Source organism: Streptomyces sp. (assembly GCF_031181705.1).
GTDB lineage: Bacteria > Actinomycetota > Actinomycetes > Streptomycetales > Streptomycetaceae > Streptomyces.
In genome coordinates this window covers 15,157-31,820 of the sequence record NZ_JAPSKN010000056.1, presented here as the reverse complement: position 1 = coordinate 31,820, position 16,664 = coordinate 15,157, and the positions used below count along the sequence as shown (strand labels likewise).

The 16,664-nt window shown below is 73.8% G+C and carries 15 protein-coding genes and 1 riboswitch; of the genes, 8 read left to right on the top strand and 7 right to left on the bottom strand.

Annotated elements, in window-relative coordinates; all coding sequences use genetic code 11:
- Positions 1-252: 252 nt before the first annotated feature.
- Positions 253-1,368, bottom strand: coding sequence for an allantoicase (gene alc / locus RIN80_RS13590; RefSeq protein ID WP_309095826.1), 1,116 nt, complete (start codon positions 1,366-1,368; stop codon positions 253-255).
- A gap of 39 nt (positions 1,369-1,407) precedes the next feature.
- Entirely contained in the window at positions 1,408-2,748 is a 1,341-nt protein-coding gene (gene allB / locus RIN80_RS13585) for an allantoinase AllB (RefSeq protein WP_309095825.1), read from the bottom strand.
- A gap of 164 nt (positions 2,749-2,912) precedes the next feature.
- Here allB and RIN80_RS13580 point away from each other — a divergent pair, with 164 nt between their 5' ends.
- Positions 2,913-3,707 (top strand): IclR family transcriptional regulator, encoded by a 795-nt coding sequence (locus tag RIN80_RS13580; protein WP_309095824.1) that lies wholly within the window; start codon positions 2,913-2,915, stop codon positions 3,705-3,707.
- Between the two features lie 342 nt (positions 3,708-4,049).
- On the opposite strand, the gene RIN80_RS13575 is transcribed toward RIN80_RS13580, so the two are convergent.
- The gene (locus RIN80_RS13575; protein WP_309095823.1) at positions 4,050-4,379 is read right to left on the bottom strand and encodes a DUF5955 family protein; all 330 of its coding nucleotides are present in this window, start codon (positions 4,377-4,379) and stop codon (positions 4,050-4,052) included.
- 195 nt (positions 4,380-4,574) lie between these two features.
- Between RIN80_RS13575 and RIN80_RS13570 the strand changes: the two genes are divergently transcribed.
- Positions 4,575-5,180, top strand: coding sequence for a nucleotidyltransferase family protein (locus RIN80_RS13570; RefSeq protein WP_309095822.1), 606 nt, complete (start codon positions 4,575-4,577; stop codon positions 5,178-5,180).
- 205 nt (positions 5,181-5,385) lie between these two features.
- Positions 5,386-7,011 (top strand): malate synthase A, encoded by a 1,626-nt coding sequence (gene aceB / locus RIN80_RS13565; RefSeq protein WP_309095821.1) that lies wholly within the window; start codon positions 5,386-5,388, stop codon positions 7,009-7,011.
- Between the two features lie 8 nt (positions 7,012-7,019).
- Here aceB and RIN80_RS13560 read toward each other — a convergent pair whose 3' ends face one another.
- On the bottom strand, positions 7,020-7,289 hold the full coding sequence (locus tag RIN80_RS13560) for a SelT/SelW/SelH family protein (protein ID WP_030242193.1): 270 nt from the start codon (positions 7,287-7,289) through the stop codon (positions 7,020-7,022).
- Complete coding sequence (locus RIN80_RS13555) at positions 7,286-8,200, bottom strand: HipA family kinase (protein ID WP_309095820.1); 915 nt, start codon at positions 8,198-8,200, stop codon at positions 7,286-7,288. Before RIN80_RS13555 ends, RIN80_RS13560 begins: the two co-directional genes overlap by 4 nt.
- A gap of 105 nt (positions 8,201-8,305) precedes the next feature.
- On the opposite strand from RIN80_RS13555, the gene RIN80_RS13550 reads away from it, so the two are divergent.
- Genes RIN80_RS13550 through RIN80_RS13535 form a run of 4 tightly spaced genes read left to right on the top strand, consistent with a single transcriptional unit; the run spans position 8,306 to position 12,852 of the window.
- The gene (locus RIN80_RS13550; protein WP_309095819.1) at positions 8,306-8,869 is read left to right on the top strand and encodes an MSMEG_1061 family FMN-dependent PPOX-type flavoprotein; all 564 of its coding nucleotides are present in this window, start codon (positions 8,306-8,308) and stop codon (positions 8,867-8,869) included.
- Positions 8,870-8,926: 57 nt separating this feature from the next.
- Positions 8,927-9,796 (top strand): ABC transporter ATP-binding protein, encoded by an 870-nt coding sequence (locus RIN80_RS13545; RefSeq protein ID WP_309095818.1) that lies wholly within the window; start codon positions 8,927-8,929, stop codon positions 9,794-9,796.
- On the top strand, positions 9,793-10,773 hold the full coding sequence (locus RIN80_RS13540; RefSeq protein WP_309095817.1) for an iron-siderophore ABC transporter substrate-binding protein: 981 nt from the start codon (positions 9,793-9,795) through the stop codon (positions 10,771-10,773). Before RIN80_RS13545 ends, RIN80_RS13540 begins: the two co-directional genes overlap by 4 nt.
- 6 nt (positions 10,774-10,779) lie before the next feature.
- A complete protein-coding gene (locus RIN80_RS13535; protein ID WP_309095816.1) occupies positions 10,780-12,852 on the top strand; it encodes an iron ABC transporter permease in 2,073 nt (690 codons plus the stop codon).
- Positions 12,853-12,859: 7 nt separating this feature from the next.
- On the opposite strand, the gene RIN80_RS13530 is transcribed toward RIN80_RS13535, so the two are convergent.
- Positions 12,860-13,258 (bottom strand): (2Fe-2S) ferredoxin domain-containing protein, encoded by a 399-nt coding sequence (locus tag RIN80_RS13530; protein WP_309095815.1) that lies wholly within the window; start codon positions 13,256-13,258, stop codon positions 12,860-12,862.
- Between the two features lie 62 nt (positions 13,259-13,320).
- Positions 13,321-13,446, bottom strand: a riboswitch (cobalamin riboswitch).
- Between the two features lie 49 nt (positions 13,447-13,495).
- The gene (locus tag RIN80_RS13525; protein WP_375141686.1) at positions 13,496-15,028 is read right to left on the bottom strand and encodes an IucA/IucC family protein; all 1,533 of its coding nucleotides are present in this window, start codon (positions 15,026-15,028) and stop codon (positions 13,496-13,498) included.
- Positions 15,029-15,128: 100 nt separating this feature from the next.
- Here RIN80_RS13525 and RIN80_RS13520 point away from each other — a divergent pair, with 100 nt between their 5' ends.
- Entirely contained in the window at positions 15,129-16,622 is a 1,494-nt protein-coding gene (locus tag RIN80_RS13520; protein WP_309095814.1) for an IucA/IucC family protein, read from the top strand.
- Positions 16,623-16,664 lie beyond the last annotated feature (42 nt).

The window sequence follows — 16,664 nt, the reverse complement described above, 5'->3', positions numbered from 1 at the left end:
CGGGGCACGTCACTGCTCTCCCGCGCGTACGGAAGCCTCGGGCCGGCGCAGCGCGCGGAACCGCACGAGCGCTCCCCCGCACGCGGCGCCCCGGCCCCGTGCGGCACGCGCACCCCCCGGTGCTGTCCCTCGCCCAGTGCAAGAAACAGAAGCCCATCCGTGCTGTCCCCCGCACGCGGCGCCCCGGGCCGGGGCGGCAGGCGGGGTGTGCCGGTGCTGTCCGGCCGGGGCGCCGTGGGTCGCGAGGTCGGCTCAGCCGCCCAGTTCCTGGTGGCGGGCCGTCAGGCGGGTCGTGCCCTCCTGGGTGAGGGAGCCGAAGAGGCGCAGCCGGGAGATGCCGCCGTCCGGGTAGATGTCCACGCGCGCGTGCGTGCCCACGGCCGGCTCCGGGAGGACGAAGCGGTGGTTGGTGTCGGGCTGGAGGCGGGTGCGGGGCAGGATCTCCCGCCAGTCGCCGTCCTCGCCGTCCCGCACCGACACCGACGCCCAGCCGGCGCTGTTGCCCTTGAGGTAGGCGGTGTCGATCTCCAGCGCGCGGATCTGCGCCTGGGCGGCCAGCCGGTAGCGGATCCAGTCATGGCCCTGGTCGCGGCGGCGCCGGGTCTCCCAGCCGTCGTCCATCTTGCGGGAGCGGCCCGGCTGGATGGTGTTGGTGGCGGGCGAGTAGAAGAGGTCGGACGCGTCCTCGACCCGGCCGCCGTTCTCCAGGGCGACCACGTCGAAGGTGCCGAGCGCCGCGAGCCACGCCGGGTCGGGGACGACCTCGCCGTGGACGCGCAGGCGGGCGATGCCGCCGTCGGGGTGCTGGTTGACCCGCAGGTGGGTGAAGCGCTGCTCGACGGCGACGGCGAAACCGTTCGCCGCGTGGCCGCCGACCGCCGTGCGCGGCACCAGCGTCGTCCACTTCACGTCGTCCCCGAGGAGGTCCTGCGGCGACGGGGAGCCGGGCACGGAGGTGCCCTCGACGGACACGGCCTGCGGGTAGTTGCCACGGAAGTGGGCGGTGTCGACGACGATCCCCCGGATCACCCCCGGGGCGCCGAGGCGGACCAGCGCCCAGTCGTGGTCCTCGGCGGTCGGCCAGGGGTGGTCGCCCGACGCGCCCCGGCGGCGCCGGGTCTCCCAGCCGTCCATGATCTTGCCCTTGTGCCCGAAGTGCTCCGGGTCGAACTCGGCACGCCCGGGCACCAGCAGGTTCTCGCGCTCGGCGAAGAACTCGTCGTTGGCGGCGATGACCCCGGCCCCGAGGCGCCGGTCGGCGAGGTTGGCGTACTGGGTGAAGGGGAAGTCGGCGGTGCGGTAGTCCGCGTAGGGGTCGCCGCCTCCGTAGGGGTTCGCGTCGCCGGTGAAGCTGGGAATCGCCGTCACGATGATCAGGGCTTCCTTTCGGGTGTCCGGGATGGGATGTCAGTGGGTCCGGGTGAGCAGCCGTCCCTTCGGTTCGGTGAACTCGCCGTCCGCGACGATGCGCTGCCCGCGCAGCCAGGTGGACTTCACGACGCCGTACAGGGTCTTGCCGGCGTAGGCGGTGACGCGGTTGCGGTGCTGCAGGGAGGCCGGGTCGACGGTGAAGGTCTCCTCGGGGGCGAGGACGGCGAAGTCGGCGTCGCGTCCGGCGGCGATGGCGCCCTTGCGGTCGTCGAGCCCGACCAGTGCGGCGGTCCGCGCCGACATCCAGCGGACCACGTCCTCCAGCCCGTGCCCGCGCCTGCGGGCCTCGGTCCACACCGCCGCCAGGCTCAGCTGGAGCCCGGAGATGCCGCCCCAGGCCGTCGCGAAGTCGTCGGTCTTGAGGTCGGCGGTGGACGGGGAGTGGTCGGTGACGACGCAGTCGATGGTGCCGTCGGCCAGCGCCTGCCAGAGCAGGTCCTGGTTGGCGGCCTCGCGGATCGGCGGGCAGCACTTGAACTCGCTGGCGCCGTCGGGGACTTCCTCGGCGGTCAGGGTCAGGTAGTGGGGACACGTCTCCACGGTGACGCGCACGCCCTCCGCTCGCGCCTCGGCGATCATCGGCAGGGCGTCGCTGGACGACAGGTGCAGCACGTGCACGCGGGCGTCGAGCGCCTTGGCCTCGCGGATGAGCTGGGCGATGGCGCTGTCCTCGGCGTCCCGGGGACGGGAGGCGAGGAAGTCGGCGTAGCGGGGGCCGGGTCGCTGCGGGGCGGAGGCGAGCAGCTGGGGGTCCTCGGCGTGCACGATGAGCAGGCCGTCGAAGGCGGCGATCTCGGCCATGGTGCGGACGAGCGGGTCGCGCTCCAGGTGCGGGAACTCGTCCACGCCGGACGGTGACAGGAACGCCTTGAAGCCGAACACCCCCGCCTCGTGCAGCGGGCGCAGGTCCTTGGTGTTGTCCGGCAGGGCCCCGCCCCAGAAGCCGACGTCGATGTGCGCCTTGTCGGCGGCGACCCGCTGCTTGGTGCGCAGGTTCGCGACGGTGGTGGTGGGCGGCAGGGAGTTGAGGGGCATGTCGACGAGGGTCGTGATGCCGCCGGCCGCCGCGGCCCGGGTGGCGGTCCAGAAGCCCTCCCACTCGGTGCGGCCGGGGTCGTTGACGTGCACGTGAGTGTCGACCAGGCCCGGCAGCAGGACATGGTCGCCCAGGTCCTCCAGGCGGGCCCCGCCGGGCACGGGGGCGTCGTACGGGAGGACGGCGGTGATCGTGCCGTCGGCGACGGACACCGAGGCCGCGACCGTCCCCTCGGGAGTGATGACACGCGTCGAGCGGATCACCAGTTCAGCGTCGGACACCCGAACCCCTTTCTTCAACATTCTGTTGAAAGAGTCTTCACTCCCACTCCGGCCCCGTCAAGGGCACACTGCTACAGGACGGCACCGGCGGCCACCTCCTGGACTTTTCCACGAAGCGGAATTAACATACCGGGAAGCGAAATGCTACCCGAAAGGAACGCGCCGTGCCCACGTCCAGCGCCACCACCACCGACTCCGCCCGGTCCTCCAACGGCGGGGTCCAGTCCCTGGAGCGCGCCTTCGACCTGCTCGAACGGATGGCGGACGCGGGCGGCGAGGTCGGTCTGAGCGAGCTGTCCGCGAGCAGCGGGCTGCCCCTGCCGACCATCCACCGCCTGATGCGCACGCTCGTGGCCTGCGGTTACGTGCGCCAGCAGCCCAACCGGCGGTACGCGCTCGGCCCCCGCCTGATCCGTCTCGGCGAGTCGGCCTCCCGGCTGCTGGGAACCTGGGCGCGGCCGTACCTGGCGCGCCTGGTCGAGGAGACCGGCGAGACGGCGAACATGGCGCTGCTGGACGGCGACGAGATCGTGTACGTGGCTCAGGTGCCGTCGAAACACTCGATGCGCATGTTCACGGAGGTCGGCCGCCGCGTGCTGCCGCACTCCACGGGCGTGGGCAAGGCCCTGCTGGCCGGCTTCCCGCCGGAGGAGGTGCGCGCGCTGCTGGCCCGTACGGGCATGCCCGCCGCGACGGAGAAGACGATCACGACGGCCGACGGGTTCCTCGCTGCGCTGGAGGACGTACGCCGCCAGGGCTACGCCATCGACGACAACGAGCAGGAGATCGGGGTCCGTTGTCTCGCCGTCCCGGTGCCCGACTCCCCCACCGCCGCGGCCATCTCCATCTCCGGCCCGGCCGGCCGGGTCACGGAGGCGGCGACGGAGCGGATCGTGCCGGTGCTCCAGCAGGTCGCCGGCGAACTGTCGCAGGCGCTCGCCAGCCAGAACCCCGCGTGAGCGCCCTACACGCCCGGCCGGGCCGCCACACCGACCCGCACGGCGCACGAGAGGTCGTCTTCGAGTCCGACGGCCGGAGCTGATCCGCACGACGAGCAGGGGCGTCCGCTTCGAGGACGAGACGACGGACGCCCTGGGCACACACGCGCCGGTGAGCCGCCCGAGGCGATGTCCCGCTTCCCACCGCGGCCCCCGGCCGCGGGCCGATGACCGCTCCGGCCTGCTGACGAAAGACGAGGGACCGGAGCTCGCGCAGGGCACGTATCCGTGCGGGGCGTTCAAGCCTCGCGGCGCGCACGGCGGTCACCGGATGAACCGTCCCGTAGCACCGCCCGGGACGCGCTACCCCTGCCCGCGCACCGGTCCACCGAAGAGGTCCACCGCCTGACGGACCTCCGCCAGGCCGGGGTACAGCGCGCTCACCGAGCCGATCGCGCCCGCGATGAGCAGCAGGGAGCGGCGCAGCCGCGGAACCTCGGGGGCGCCGGCGGCGACCATGGCCGCAAGGGCGGCCAGCTCCTCCTCGGCGATGCTCCGGTCGGCGAACTCACCGGGATGCGCGGCGAGCCGGCGCCGCAGCCGGGCCACGGCGGAGCGCAGCTCCGTCACCCGCGGATCCTCGTCGCTGCCGGTCACAGGCCCCTGCCGCTTCTGCTCCACGCTCCGCAACACAGTCCTCCCCCTCGCACCTCGTCGTGCGCGTGCCGTGCCGGCACCGAGCCCTCCGCAACCGGCAGTGGCCGCACGCCCGGCCGGTCGGTGCGGGCGACAGTAAACGACGCGGACCACCAGGCGCCAGTCCATTGCGTCATCGACTTGTTCCGCTGCGTGACCATCGGGCCCGAGATCGTGCGGTATGCAGGATCCATGACGACAAGGAAGACGACCGACGGGGCGGGTGTGGTTGCCCTGCTGCTCGCGGCGGGGGGCGGACGACGCCTGGGCGGACGCCCCAAGGCGCTGCTTCCGCACCGAGGGCGCCCCCTGGTGGAGCACGCGGTGCGGGTCCTGCGCGAGGGGGGCTGCGCCCGGGTGCACGTGGTCCTGGGCGCACGGTCCGACGAGGTACGCGCCCGGGCCGAGCTGACGGACTGCGTCCTGGTCGACAACCCGCACTGGGAGCAGGGCATGGGGTCGTCCCTGCGGGCCGGGCTGGAGTCCCTCGCCGGCACGGACGCCCGGGCGGCCCTGGTCTTCCTCGTCGACCAACCGGGCATCGGCCCCGAGGCGGTGGCCCGGGTGCTCGCGGCCCACTCGGGCGAGGAGTCCCTGGTCTCGGCCGCGTACGACGGGGTGCGCGGCCATCCGGTGCTGTTCGGCGCCGCCCACTGGGCGGGCATCACCGCGACTGCCACCGGGGACCGAGGGGCACGCGCCTATCTGAGGGCCCACGCGCCCGCGCTCGTGGAGTGCGCCGACGTGGCCCGGCCCTTCGACATCGACACCGAGGCCGACCTGGCCCACCTGGAGTGAGCGGGGTGGCACGGAGCGCCACCTTGCCTCGACTCAGAGAATCTCGACATCAACAGACGATTGAACTTCCACTATGAGGAAACTACTATCCACTGTTCAGAAGCGCCCGGTGGCTCCCCGGGCGCCGAACGCCGTATCCGGGAAGACTGGCACCGGGTGCCACCGCCGGCTCGTCTTCACAGCTCGCTGAAGGAAGTGACCGTTCATGTCCGCTCCAGCGCCGTCCCCGCTGGCCATCGTCGACGCCGAGCCCCTGCCCCGGCAGGAGGAGGTCCTCACCGAAGCGGCGCTCGCCTTCGTGGCCGAGCTGCACCGGCGGTTCACCCCCCGGCGTGACGAACTCCTCGCCCGTCGCGCCGAGCGCCGTGCCGAGATCGCCCGCACGTGCACCCTCGACTTCCTGCCGGAGACGGCCGCGATCCGCGCCGACGACTCCTGGAAGGTCGCCCCGGCCCCGGACGCCCTGAACGACCGCCGGGTCGAGATCACCGGTCCCACCGACCGCAAGATGACCATCAACGCCCTCAACTCGGGCGCGAGGGTGTGGCTCGCGGACTTCGAGGACGCCTCCGCACCCACCTGGGAGAACGTGGTCCTCGGCCAGCTCAACCTGATCGACGCCTACACCCGGAACATCGACTTCACGGACCCGAGGTCGGGCAAGTCCTACGCCCTGAAGGCGAACGAGGAACTCGCCACGGTCGTGATGCGCCCGCGCGGCTGGCACCTGAACGAGCGTCACCTCGTCGACGCCGACGGCACCCCCGTGCCCGGCGCGCTGGTCGACTTCGGCCTGTACTTCTTCCACAACGCCCAGCGCCTGCTCGACCTCGGCAAGGGTCCGTACTTCTACCTGCCCAAGACGGAGTCGCACCTGGAGGCCCGCCTCTGGAACGAGGTGTTCGTCTTCGCGCAGGAGTACTGCGGCATCCCCCACGGCACCGTCCGCGCCACCGTCCTCATCGAGACGATCACGGCCGCCTACGAGATGGAGGAGATCCTCTACGAGCTGCGCGACCACGCCTCCGGGCTGAACGCGGGCCGCTGGGACTACCTGTTCTCCATCGTCAAGAACTTCCGTGACGGCGGCGCGAAGTTCGTCCTGCCGGACCGCAACTCCGTGACGATGACCGCCCCGTTCATGCGCGCCTACACCGAACTGCTCGTCCGCACCTGCCACAAGCGCGGCGCGCACGCCATCGGCGGCATGGCGGCCTTCATCCCCTCCCGCCGGGACGCCGAGGTCAACAAGGTCGCCTTCGAGAAGGTCCGCGCCGACAAGGACCGCGAGGCGAACGACGGTTTCGACGGTTCCTGGGTCGCCCACCCCGACCTGGTGCCGATCGCCATGGAGTCCTTCGACAAGGTCCTCGGCGACAAGCCGAACCAGAAGGACCGGCTGCGCGAGGACGTCGACGTCAAGGCGGCCGACCTCATCGCCGTCGACTCGCTCGACGCCAAGCCGACCTACGCGGGCCTGGTCAACGCCGTGCAGGTCGGCATCCGGTACATCGAGGCCTGGCTGCGCGGCCTGGGCGCCGTCGCCATCTTCAACCTGATGGAGGACGCGGCCACCGCCGAGATCTCCCGCTCGCAGATCTGGCAGTGGATCAACGCGGGCGTCGTCCTGGACAACGGCGAGCGGGTCACCGCCGAACTCGCCCGCGAGGTCGCCGCCGAGGAACTGGCCGGCATCAGGGCCGAGATCGGCGAGGAGGCCTTCGCGGCCGGCACCTGGCAGCAGGCCCACGACCTGCTGCTGAAGGTCGCCCTCGACGAGGACTACGCCGACTTCCTCACGCTGCCCGCGTACGAACAGCTCAAGGGCTGAAACGGGCCCTACCGCTCCGAGTGGCCCAGGGTCTTGCCCGGGGCCACTCGGTCGCGTACGGCCTTCTTCACGGCCGTCGGCTCGGGGAAGCCCTGCTCGCGGCGGTCCCAGACGACCTCGTCGCCGACGCGGACCACGAACACCCCACCCGTGCCGGGCTTCAGGGCCAGTTCGGTCAGTTCCGCCTCGAAGGTGGTGAGCAGCTCCTGCGCCAGCCAGGCCGCGCGGGGCAGCCAGCGGCACTGGGTGCAGTACTCGATCTCGACACGGCCACTCATCCCAGGTGCACCGACCAATCCTGTTGGGCCGCGGGCTTGCCGTGCAGGTCGGGGACCTGCTTGAGCCACGCGGGGCGTCCTCGCTGGTTCCGCGCCGCCCGCAGGGCCTCCTCGGCGGCGAGTTCCTCCCGGCTGGGGAAGTCGGTGGGCAGCCACGCCGAGGAGGCTCGCACGCGCGCGTGCAGAAACGCCACGTACGCCTTCCGGGCCGCGTCCGGGGTGCCGAAAGCCGGATCGTCCGCCAGCCAGGCGTCCGGCACCTCGGCGAGGATGCGGCGCAGCAGGTCCTCGGTGACCCTGGGGGCGAGTTCGGCGTCGGCGGCCCGGACGTCGGGCGCGTAGTGGCCGAGGGCGTGGTGCCGGAAGTCGTAGGACTTGGCGGGGTCGGTGCCCTCCCAGCGGTGGTGGAAGACGAGGGCGGCACCGTGGTCGATCAGCCACAGGCGCGGCGGCGCCACGCCCAGGGTGGGCCAGACCATCAGGTTGGAGCTGTGGACCGTGCGGTCGACGTTCACGGTCAGGGCGTCCAGCCAGACGATCCGCCCGGCCTCCAGCGGATCGACGGGGAAGACCCGGGCGACCTCGGGGGTGAAGTCCCGGGCGCCCGGGAGGTAGTCCATGCCGAGGTTCACTCCGGCGCTGGCCGCGTGCAGGCCCCGCACCTCCTGGTGCGGCTCGTCCCGCGCGATCGCCGGGTCGAAGTGCACCAGGACCAGCTCGGGGAAGCGCAGTCCGAGCGCCCGGGCCAGTTCGCCCACGATCACCTCGGCGACCAGCGCCTTGCGGCCCTGCGCGGAGCCGGTGAACTTCACGACGTACGTGCCCAGGTCGTCCGCCTCGACGATCCCCGGGACGGAACCGCCGGAGCGCAGCGGCTCAACGTAGCGGGTGGCGGTGACCTCGGACAGCATCCCCCCACCGTACCGGGCGGCCGGGCCGTGGAAGCGATCAGCCTCCTCCGGTCAGTTAAGGTAAGCCAAGCCTAACTTCGATCACCTAGAGCACGGGAGTCGGCCATGCCGCACACCACCGACGCCGCCGGGGCCGGGCCCGACGCGGCGCCCGAGGGGGGCTGGACCGAACTGGCCTCCCGCGCCGAACTGCGCGGACTGCTGGGCCAGCCCTGGCCCGTGGTGATCGAGAAGGTCCACGACCGGCTCACCGAGCAGGACCTCGGCATTCTCGCCCGCTCCCCCTTCTGCCTGCTGGCCACCTCCGACGCGGGAGGCAACTGCGACGTCTCGCCGCGCGGGGACGCGGCCGGTTTCACGCACGTCGTCGACTCCGGCACCATCGCCCTGCCGGAGCGGCCGGGCAACCGGCGCGGGGACAGCCTGCACAACATCCTGGACAACCCGCACGCCGGCCTGCTGTATCTGATACCGGGCGGCAAGGAGGTGCTGCGCGTCAACGGCCGGGCCCGCATCCTCACGGACGCCCCGTTCTTCGACGCCATGACCCAGGACGGCCGGCGCCCCGCCCTCGCCCTGGTCCTGGAGATCGACGAGATCTATCTGCACTGCCCCCAGTCGCTGCGCCGTTCGGGCGTGTGGGACCCCGCGTCCTGGCCGGCCGCCTGAGGCGGAACCGGACCCCCCTCCCGGGCCTATGGTTAGGTTAGGCTAACCTTCGTTCCCGTGAGATCTGGTGAAGCACCCGCGGGCGGACGGCGTCTGCGCGGGCATGAACTGTCGGCCACCGACGTGACCGTGTCGTACGACGGCGTGGACGTCGTGCACGGCGCGGCGATCGCGCTGCGGCCCGGTGAGGTCACCGTCCTGGTCGGCCCCAACGGCAGCGGGAAGTCGACGCTGCTGCGGACGGTCGCCCGGTTGCAGCGGGCCCGCCGGGCCGGGCTGCGGATCGACGGCGACATCGACGGCCTGGCCCTGTCCGCCCGGGAGTTCGCCCGGCACGTCGCCCTGCTCACCCAGGGGCGGCCCACACCCAGCGGACTGACGGTGCGGGACCTCGTGGAGTTCGGCCGCTACCCCTACCGGGGCCGCTTCGGCCGTCCCGACGCGGACGCCTCGGCCGCGGTCGAGCGGGCGCTGGCGCTGACCGGGGTCGCTGAGCTCGCCGGGCGCGGCGCCGACCACCTCTCCGGCGGGCAGCTGCAGCGCGTCTGGCTCGCGAGCTGTCTCGCGCAGGAGACCGGCGTGCTGCTGCTGGACGAGCCCACGACCTACCTCGACCTGCGGTACCAGATCGAACTCCTCGACCTCGTCCGCGACCTGGCCGACGACCACGGGATCGCCGTGGGCGTCGTCCTGCACGACCTCGACCAGGCGGCGGCCATCGCCGACAGGGTCACCCTGCTCGAAGCGGGCCGCGTCGTCGCCGACGGCCCGCCCGAGGACGTCCTGACGCCGGAGCGCCTCACGGCCGTCTACGGCATCCGGATCGACGTCGACACCGACCCCCGCACCGGCCGGCTGCGGACCCGTCCGATCGGCCGCCACCACACCCGCACCACCCGAAGCGAAAGGCTCGGCACCACCTCATGAGACGTCTCCTGCTCACCGCGGCCACCACCACCGCCGCGGCGCTCACCCTCGCCGCCTGCGGCACCACCGAGCCGGCCGCCGACAGCACGAAGAAGACCACCGGGGCGATCAGCCTCACCGACTCCACCGGCGCGACGGTGAAGCTGGACGGCCCGGCGAAGAAGGTCGTGGCCACCGAGTGGAACGAGGTCGAGAGCCTGCTCACCCTCGGCGTCGACCCGGTGGGCGTCGCCGACGTCAAGGGCTACAGGACCTGGGACACCGCCGTCCCGCTGAGGAACGAGCCCAAGGACATCGGCACGCGCGGCGAGCCGAGCACGGACACCATCGCCTCGCTCTCCCCCGACCTGATCGTGGCCAGCTCGGACCTGCCGGACGCGGCCGTGAAGCAGCTGCGGAAGATCGCGCCCGTCCTGGAGATCAAGCCGGCCGACGCCGGCGACCAGATCGGGCAGATGTTCGAGAACCTCGACCTGATCGCGAAGGCCACCGGCACCACCGACAAGGCCCGGGCCGCCCGCGAGAGCTTCGAGACCAAGGTCGCCGCGGGCCGCGAGACCCTCGCCGACGCGAAACTCGGCGGCAGCCCCGTCGCCTTCGCCGACGGGTACGTGACGTCCAACCAGGTCTCCATCCGTCCGTACACCAGCGGCTCCCTCATCGGGTCCGTCAACGAGGAACTCGGCCTGAAGAACGCCTGGAAGGTCAAGGGCGACCCGGCCTACGGCCTCGGCACCACCGACGTCGAGGGCCTCACCGCCCTGCCGGAGGACACCGCGTTCGCCTACATAGGCAACGACGGCGACAAGGCCAGCAACCCGTTCGCCGGGCAGCTGAAGAAGAACGCCGTGTGGAGCTCCCTGCCGTTCGTGGAGGCCGGCGCCGTGCACCGGCTGCCCGACGGCATCTGGATGTTCGGCGGTCCCGGCTCGATGGAGGCGTACATCGACGCCCTCGTCGACGCGCTGACGAAGTAACGCCCCATGGCCGTCACCGAAGCGCCCCCCGCCGTCCGTCCCCCGGCGGCCGCGACCCGGTCGGGCGCGGCCGCGGTGACGGCCGGGCTCGTCCTCCTCGTCGCCGCCCTCGCGGTCGTCGACATCACCCAGGGCACCGCCGCAGTCGGACCGGCACAGGTGTTCAAGGCCCTGACCGGGCAGGCCGATCCGGCCGACGCGTCCGTGGTGATCGCCTCCCGGCTGCCGCGCATGGCCGCGGGGATCCTGGTCGGCGTCGTCCTCGGCATCGCGGGCGCCGTCCTGCAGGCCGTCAGCCGCAACGTGCTCGCCTCGCCCGACACCCTCGCGGTGAACGCCGGTTCGTACCTGGCGCTCGGGCTGGTCGGCGCGACCGGCGTCTCCCTGCCGCTGCTCGCCTCCTCGGGCGTGGCCTTCGCGGGCGGGCTGGTGGCCGCGGCCGTGGTGCTCGCCCTGTCCGGCCTCGGCACGGGCACCGTACGGCTGGTGCTGGCCGGCACCGCGCTCGCGCTGGGCCTGAACTCCCTCACCGAGGGGCTGCTGCTGCTGTTCCCGCAGCAGACGGAGGGCCTCTACCAGTGGAACCAGGGCAGCATCGGCCAGAACGGCTTCGACGGCGTCCTGCAGATGCTGCCCGTCGCCCTGGTGGGGCTCGCCGGGCTGCTGCTGGTCGCCCGGCGGGTCGACGCGCTCGCCCTCGGCGACGACGCGGCGCGCGGTCTCGGCGTGCCGGTGCACGCCACCCGCGTCACGGTGGTGGTGCTGGCGGCGCTGCTGTCCGCGGCGGCCGTCACGCTCACCGGCCCGCTCGGTTACGTCGGGCTCTGCGCACCCGCCCTGGTCCGTCCGCTCGCACGCCGGTTCCGGGGTTTCACCCGCGCGCGGGCGGCGCTGCCCGCGGCCGGGCTGGCCGGGGCGGCGCTGGTGCTCGGCTCGGACGTGCTGCTGCGGGCCCTGATCCCGGCGGACACGGCGGTCGGCGTGCCCACCGGCATCGTCACCAGCCTGGTCGGGGCGGTGTTCCTGGTGGCGACGGCCCTGCGGCTGAAGGACACGGCCGGGGTGGAGGCCCCGGACCGGCTGCGCGTCCCCGGCCGGACGGCGTTCCTGGCCACGGTGACCGCCCTGGCCGCCGTGGTCGTCGCCGTCGCCCTCGCCGGTGTCCTGCTGGGCGACGCCAAGCTCCTGCTCGGCGACGTCGCCAACTGGGCGCTGGGACGGGCCGGTCAGACCGTCTCCTTCGTCCTGGACACCCGGGTGCCGCGGGTGCTCGCGGCACTCTGCGCGGGCGCCGCGCTCGCCCTGGCCGGCACGCTGGTGCAGGCCGTGACCCGCAACCCGCTGGCGGAGCCCGGGGTGCTGGGCGTCTCGGGCGGCGCCGCGCTCGGTGCCGTGCTGCTGGTGACCACCGTGCCCGCCGCCGGCTCCTGGGGCGTCGCGGGGGCCGCCTTCGCGGGCGCGGCGCTGGCCTCCGCCCTGGTCTTCGGGCTCGCCGCCCGCGGCGGCTACCAGCAGAGCCGGCTGGTCCTCGTCGGCATCGGCGTGGCGGCCGGGTCGACGGCCCTGATCAGCCTGCTCATCGTGCTCACCGACCCGTTCAACGCCACGAAGGCGCTGACCTGGCTGTCCGGTTCCACGTACGGGCGGACCACGGCGGACGTCGTGCCCGTCGCGCTCGTGCTGGCCCTGGGACTGGCCGTCGCGGTCGCCCGGCGCACCGAGCTGGACCTCGTCTCGCTGGACGAGGACACCCCGCGGCTGCTGGGACTCGGACTGCCCCGGGCCCGGCTCAACTTCCTGGTGGTGGGCGTGCTGCTCGCGGCGACCGCCGTCGCCTCGGCCGGCACCATCGGCTTCGTGGGCCTGGTAGCGCCGCACGCGGCCCGGGCCCTGGTGGGCCGGCGGCACGTGCGGGTGGTGCCGGTGGCCGTGCTGCTCGGTGCCGCGCTCGTCGGCGCGGCCGACCTGCTGGGCCGGACCGTGATCGCCCCGGCCCAGCTGGGCGCCGGCCTGATGACGGCCGTGATCGGCACCCCGTACTTCCTGTGGCTGCTGGTCCGCAGCCGGAAGGCGGTCTAGGCCGGTGTCAGGGGCGGTCCCCGTCCCGTCGCGCCCGGGGGCTGAAGACGTACAGGCCGAGGATGTCCGGCAGCGGGGCGACGCCCGGGCCGCCGGCGCGGACCCAGGAGACGACGTCCTCGGTGGCGGCCGGGTCGTTGACCAGGCCGAGCCAGACCGGCCGGGCACCGGCGGCCCGGCCCGCGGCGGACGGCTGCACGACGACCACGTTGGCCTGGTCGCAGACGTCGAGGCAGTCGGAGACCCGCACGGGCGCCGCCGCGCGCAGGCGCTCGGTCTGGGCGGCGTGGTCGACGCCGGTCACCTTGGGGCTGCCGCAGCAGCAGTCGCGGCACACCACGACGCGGCACGGCGGGGGGCCGCTCGGGGTGTCGTCCAGGGGTTCGCCGGCCGGCGTCGCGGGCATGCCGCACCTGCCCTCTCTCCGGGGAGATCCGCCCCGGTGGTCCGTGGAGGAGGCGACCGCGTGAGTCTCCTGGCTCTCGGGTCGCCGCCGGTCCCGGCCTTCCCACCCGCTCGCGGGCAGTGGCCTCTCGGGACCGGCTCACCGATCACAGTGGCGGGACCGCGCCGGATTCACACCGGCTTCCTCGTCCGCCGTCGCCTTTGTCGCCGGTCATCATTCCACGGGGCCGTGACGGGGTCAGGACCGCCTGAGCGGGTTCGGCAGCGGCAGGTAGCGGGCGTCGGCGCCGTCCGCGCCCGTCCAGCGCAGCAGCAGGTTCGTCTTGGCGGGGAGCGTCGGGGAGGCGAGCAGGGCGGGGATCTCCGGCAGGTCGTGCCGGGCGAGTTCGCGGCGGGCGGCGGGCCAGGGGTCGAACCCGGGCCGGCGTTCGGCGAGGGCGCCGGCGATCTCGGTGAGGTGGTTGACGACCAGGCAGTACACCAGCCGCTCCCAGCCGGCCGCGCGCTCCACGTCCGGCAGCAGCTTCACACCCTCGGCGTCCCGGTACAGCACCTGCACGGGCATGCCGTCGGCGTCCACGGCGACCAGTGTGTTCTGCAGATGGGCCTCGACGACGACGCCGTGCCCGGCGAAGGCCGCCAGGACCGGGGGCACCGCATGGGCCAGATAGGCCTCCCACCAGGCCTCCGGGTCGGTGACCCGGTCGAGCGGGTTGCCGTCGAAGCCCTCGACGAGACCGGCCGCGAGCAGCGGCGTCGCCCCGGGCACGAGGCGGCCGGCGAAGCCGTCGCGGACCAGGACGGCCAAGGCCTCGAAGGCGAAGCATCCGGTGCGGTACCCGCGGTCGCCGAGCCAGCCGGGCGGGCCGTCGTACGCCGCGAAGGCCGCGCTCGTGGCGGAGTCGGTCCGGCGCAGGGCGAGCAGGTCGTGGCGCCAGAGCCGGCGGATGTCGTTGGTGATGCGCACGTCCAGGCTGAACTTCAGGAACAGGTCCCGCCCGGGGAGGTGGAGGGTGCGGATCGCGGCGGTCGGCCAGGTGTCGAAGGCCGTGGTGCCGAGCCGGAGGAGTCTGCCGTCCGCGAAGGCGGGTGCCAGCTCCCGGGCGGCCAGGTCGAGCTGCCAGGGGTGGGCCGGGAGCAGCCGGTAGCCGGGCGGGGCCGTGCCGAGGGTGTCGAGGGCGGCGGTGTCGCCTTCCTCCACGACGGTGTCCTCGCGCAGGCCGAGCAGGACCAGCGGGAAGCGGGCGTACGCCTCGGGCGCGTACGGCAGCCAGGCCGCGGCGGGGCCGCCGCCGCGGGCCTTGGGGGCGGGGTGGTGGGTGTGGCCGGTGAGCAGGCACTGCTCGGACCGCTGGTAGAGGTCCTCGGGCGGAGTGGTCCCGGCGCGGGCGGCGAGCAGCGCGGCCACCACGTCCCGGCTGTCGGTCATCTCGGAGGGCAGGCCGGGGTTGTCCAGACCGGTGCGCCGGCGCAGTTCCCCGGCGACCAGGTCGACCAGCTCGGGGTGGCCGAGGCACCGCCAGGCGCCCCCCGCCTCGACCTCGGGCGCCGCGGGCCGCCGGGTTCCGCGCACGCGCAGCAGGCGGTCCCCGCCGGGCAGGTGGTACACGCGGTGTCCGCCCTCCACACGCACCGGCCGGGCGACCTCGCGCAGCAGGCAGTTGAGCAGGGGCACGGCGGCGTACGCGTCGGCGAGACGCCCGATGGCCGGGTCGTCACCGTGGGCCGAGTCGTCGTCGGCGGGCGGGGGCATGAGGTCCACGCGTTCCACTCGTCCCTACGGTCCTTCCAGCGTTCCGGGCGGAGATGATCAGTATGTCGGTCGTCGCCATTCCGCTGTGACGCCCTATTCGTACCCGAGGAGTCCGCCCGTGCACCGTCCCCCCAGCGCCGAGACCGAGGTCGCCGACGAGCTGTCCGTCGTCCGGCCCGGACTCCTGCCGCGGTACGAGGCCGAACTGCCCGGTGCCCGGGCGGCCGTGCTGTCCCGTCTGTGGCGCGGCCTGACCCATGATCCACTGCCCTGGGTGACCGGCGGGCGGCGGGGCCGGGACGGACTGACCCTGTCACTCGCCGACGGCCGCCGGCTGCACGGTCCGCTGCCCGATCCGTACGCGACCGGGGCGTACGTCACCGCCGTGCGGCTCGACGGGAGGGAGTACGACGATCCGGCGCGGCTGGTGACCGACCTGGGCGTGCCGCACTGCGCCGACTTCGCGGCCGAACTCGGGCACAGCGTCGCCTCTCTGGCGCTGTCGAGGGCGGGGCAGGAGGAGGGCCGCCGGGCGTGGCCGGAGCGGGACTGGGAGTGGGAGCAGCGGATCGTCGACGGGCACCCGTTCCACCCGACCTGCCGCTCCCGGCCCGGCTTCTCGGTCGCCGAGCAGCTGGCCTACGGGCCCGAGCACCGGCCGGTGGTGGAGCTGGGTCTGGTGCCGGTGCCGGCGGCGGAGTGCCTGGTCAGCGGCGTGTGGCCGGAGGAGCTGCGGGACGGGGGGCGCGTGGTGCTGCCGGTGCACCCCTGGCAGGCGGCGCACGTGCTGAAGCGGGCGTGCGAGGAACACCGTCCCGGGCATCCGCTGATGTCCCTGCGGACGCTCGCCCTGCCCGGCGGGCCGCATGTGAAGACCTCGCTGAGCGCCCGGCTGACGTCCTCGGTGCGGGACATCTCGCTGCCCTCGGTCGCCGCCTCCGCACCGCTGTCGGACTTCGCCGCGCTCCCGGCCGCGCGCACGGACGGGCTGCTGCACGTCACCCGCACCCTGGGCGCGGCGGCGGCCGGCTCGCCCGATTTCGCGGCCGTGCTGCGGGAGTCGCCGCAGACGTACGCGGGCGGCGGTGAGCGGGTGCTGCCGGTGGCCGCCCTCGCCACCACCGAACTGCCCCGCAGCGCCGCCTGGCTGGCCGGCTTCGCCCGTCTCGCCCTCACGGTCGGGCTGCGGTTGCTGGAACTGGGCGTGGCCCTGGAGGCGCACGGCCAGAACCTCCTGGTCGTCCTCTCGCCGGCGGGCGACCCGCTGCGGCTGGTCTACCGCGACCTGGCCGACATCCGCGTCAGCCCGGCCCGCCTCGCCCGGCACGGCATCGCGGTGCCGGAGCTGCCCGCCCGCATGGTCACGGACGACGAACGCACCCTGCGCCGCAAGCTGTTCGGTTCCCTGGTGGCGGGCGCGCTGGCCGGGACGGCCGGGTCGGGCGAGGCGCTCACGGCGGCGCTGGAGACGGCTCTGGGGGACCTCCCGGAAACCGCGGACCTCGCGGCCCTGCGGGCGGAGCCCCTGCCCACCAAGGCGCTGACGCTGATGCGGCTTACGCCCCGGACGCCCGGGGACCAGTGGGCGGAGCTGCCCAATCCGCTGCGCTGAACGCCGTGGTGGAGTGCGTCGGTGCGGACGGCCCGGGTGATC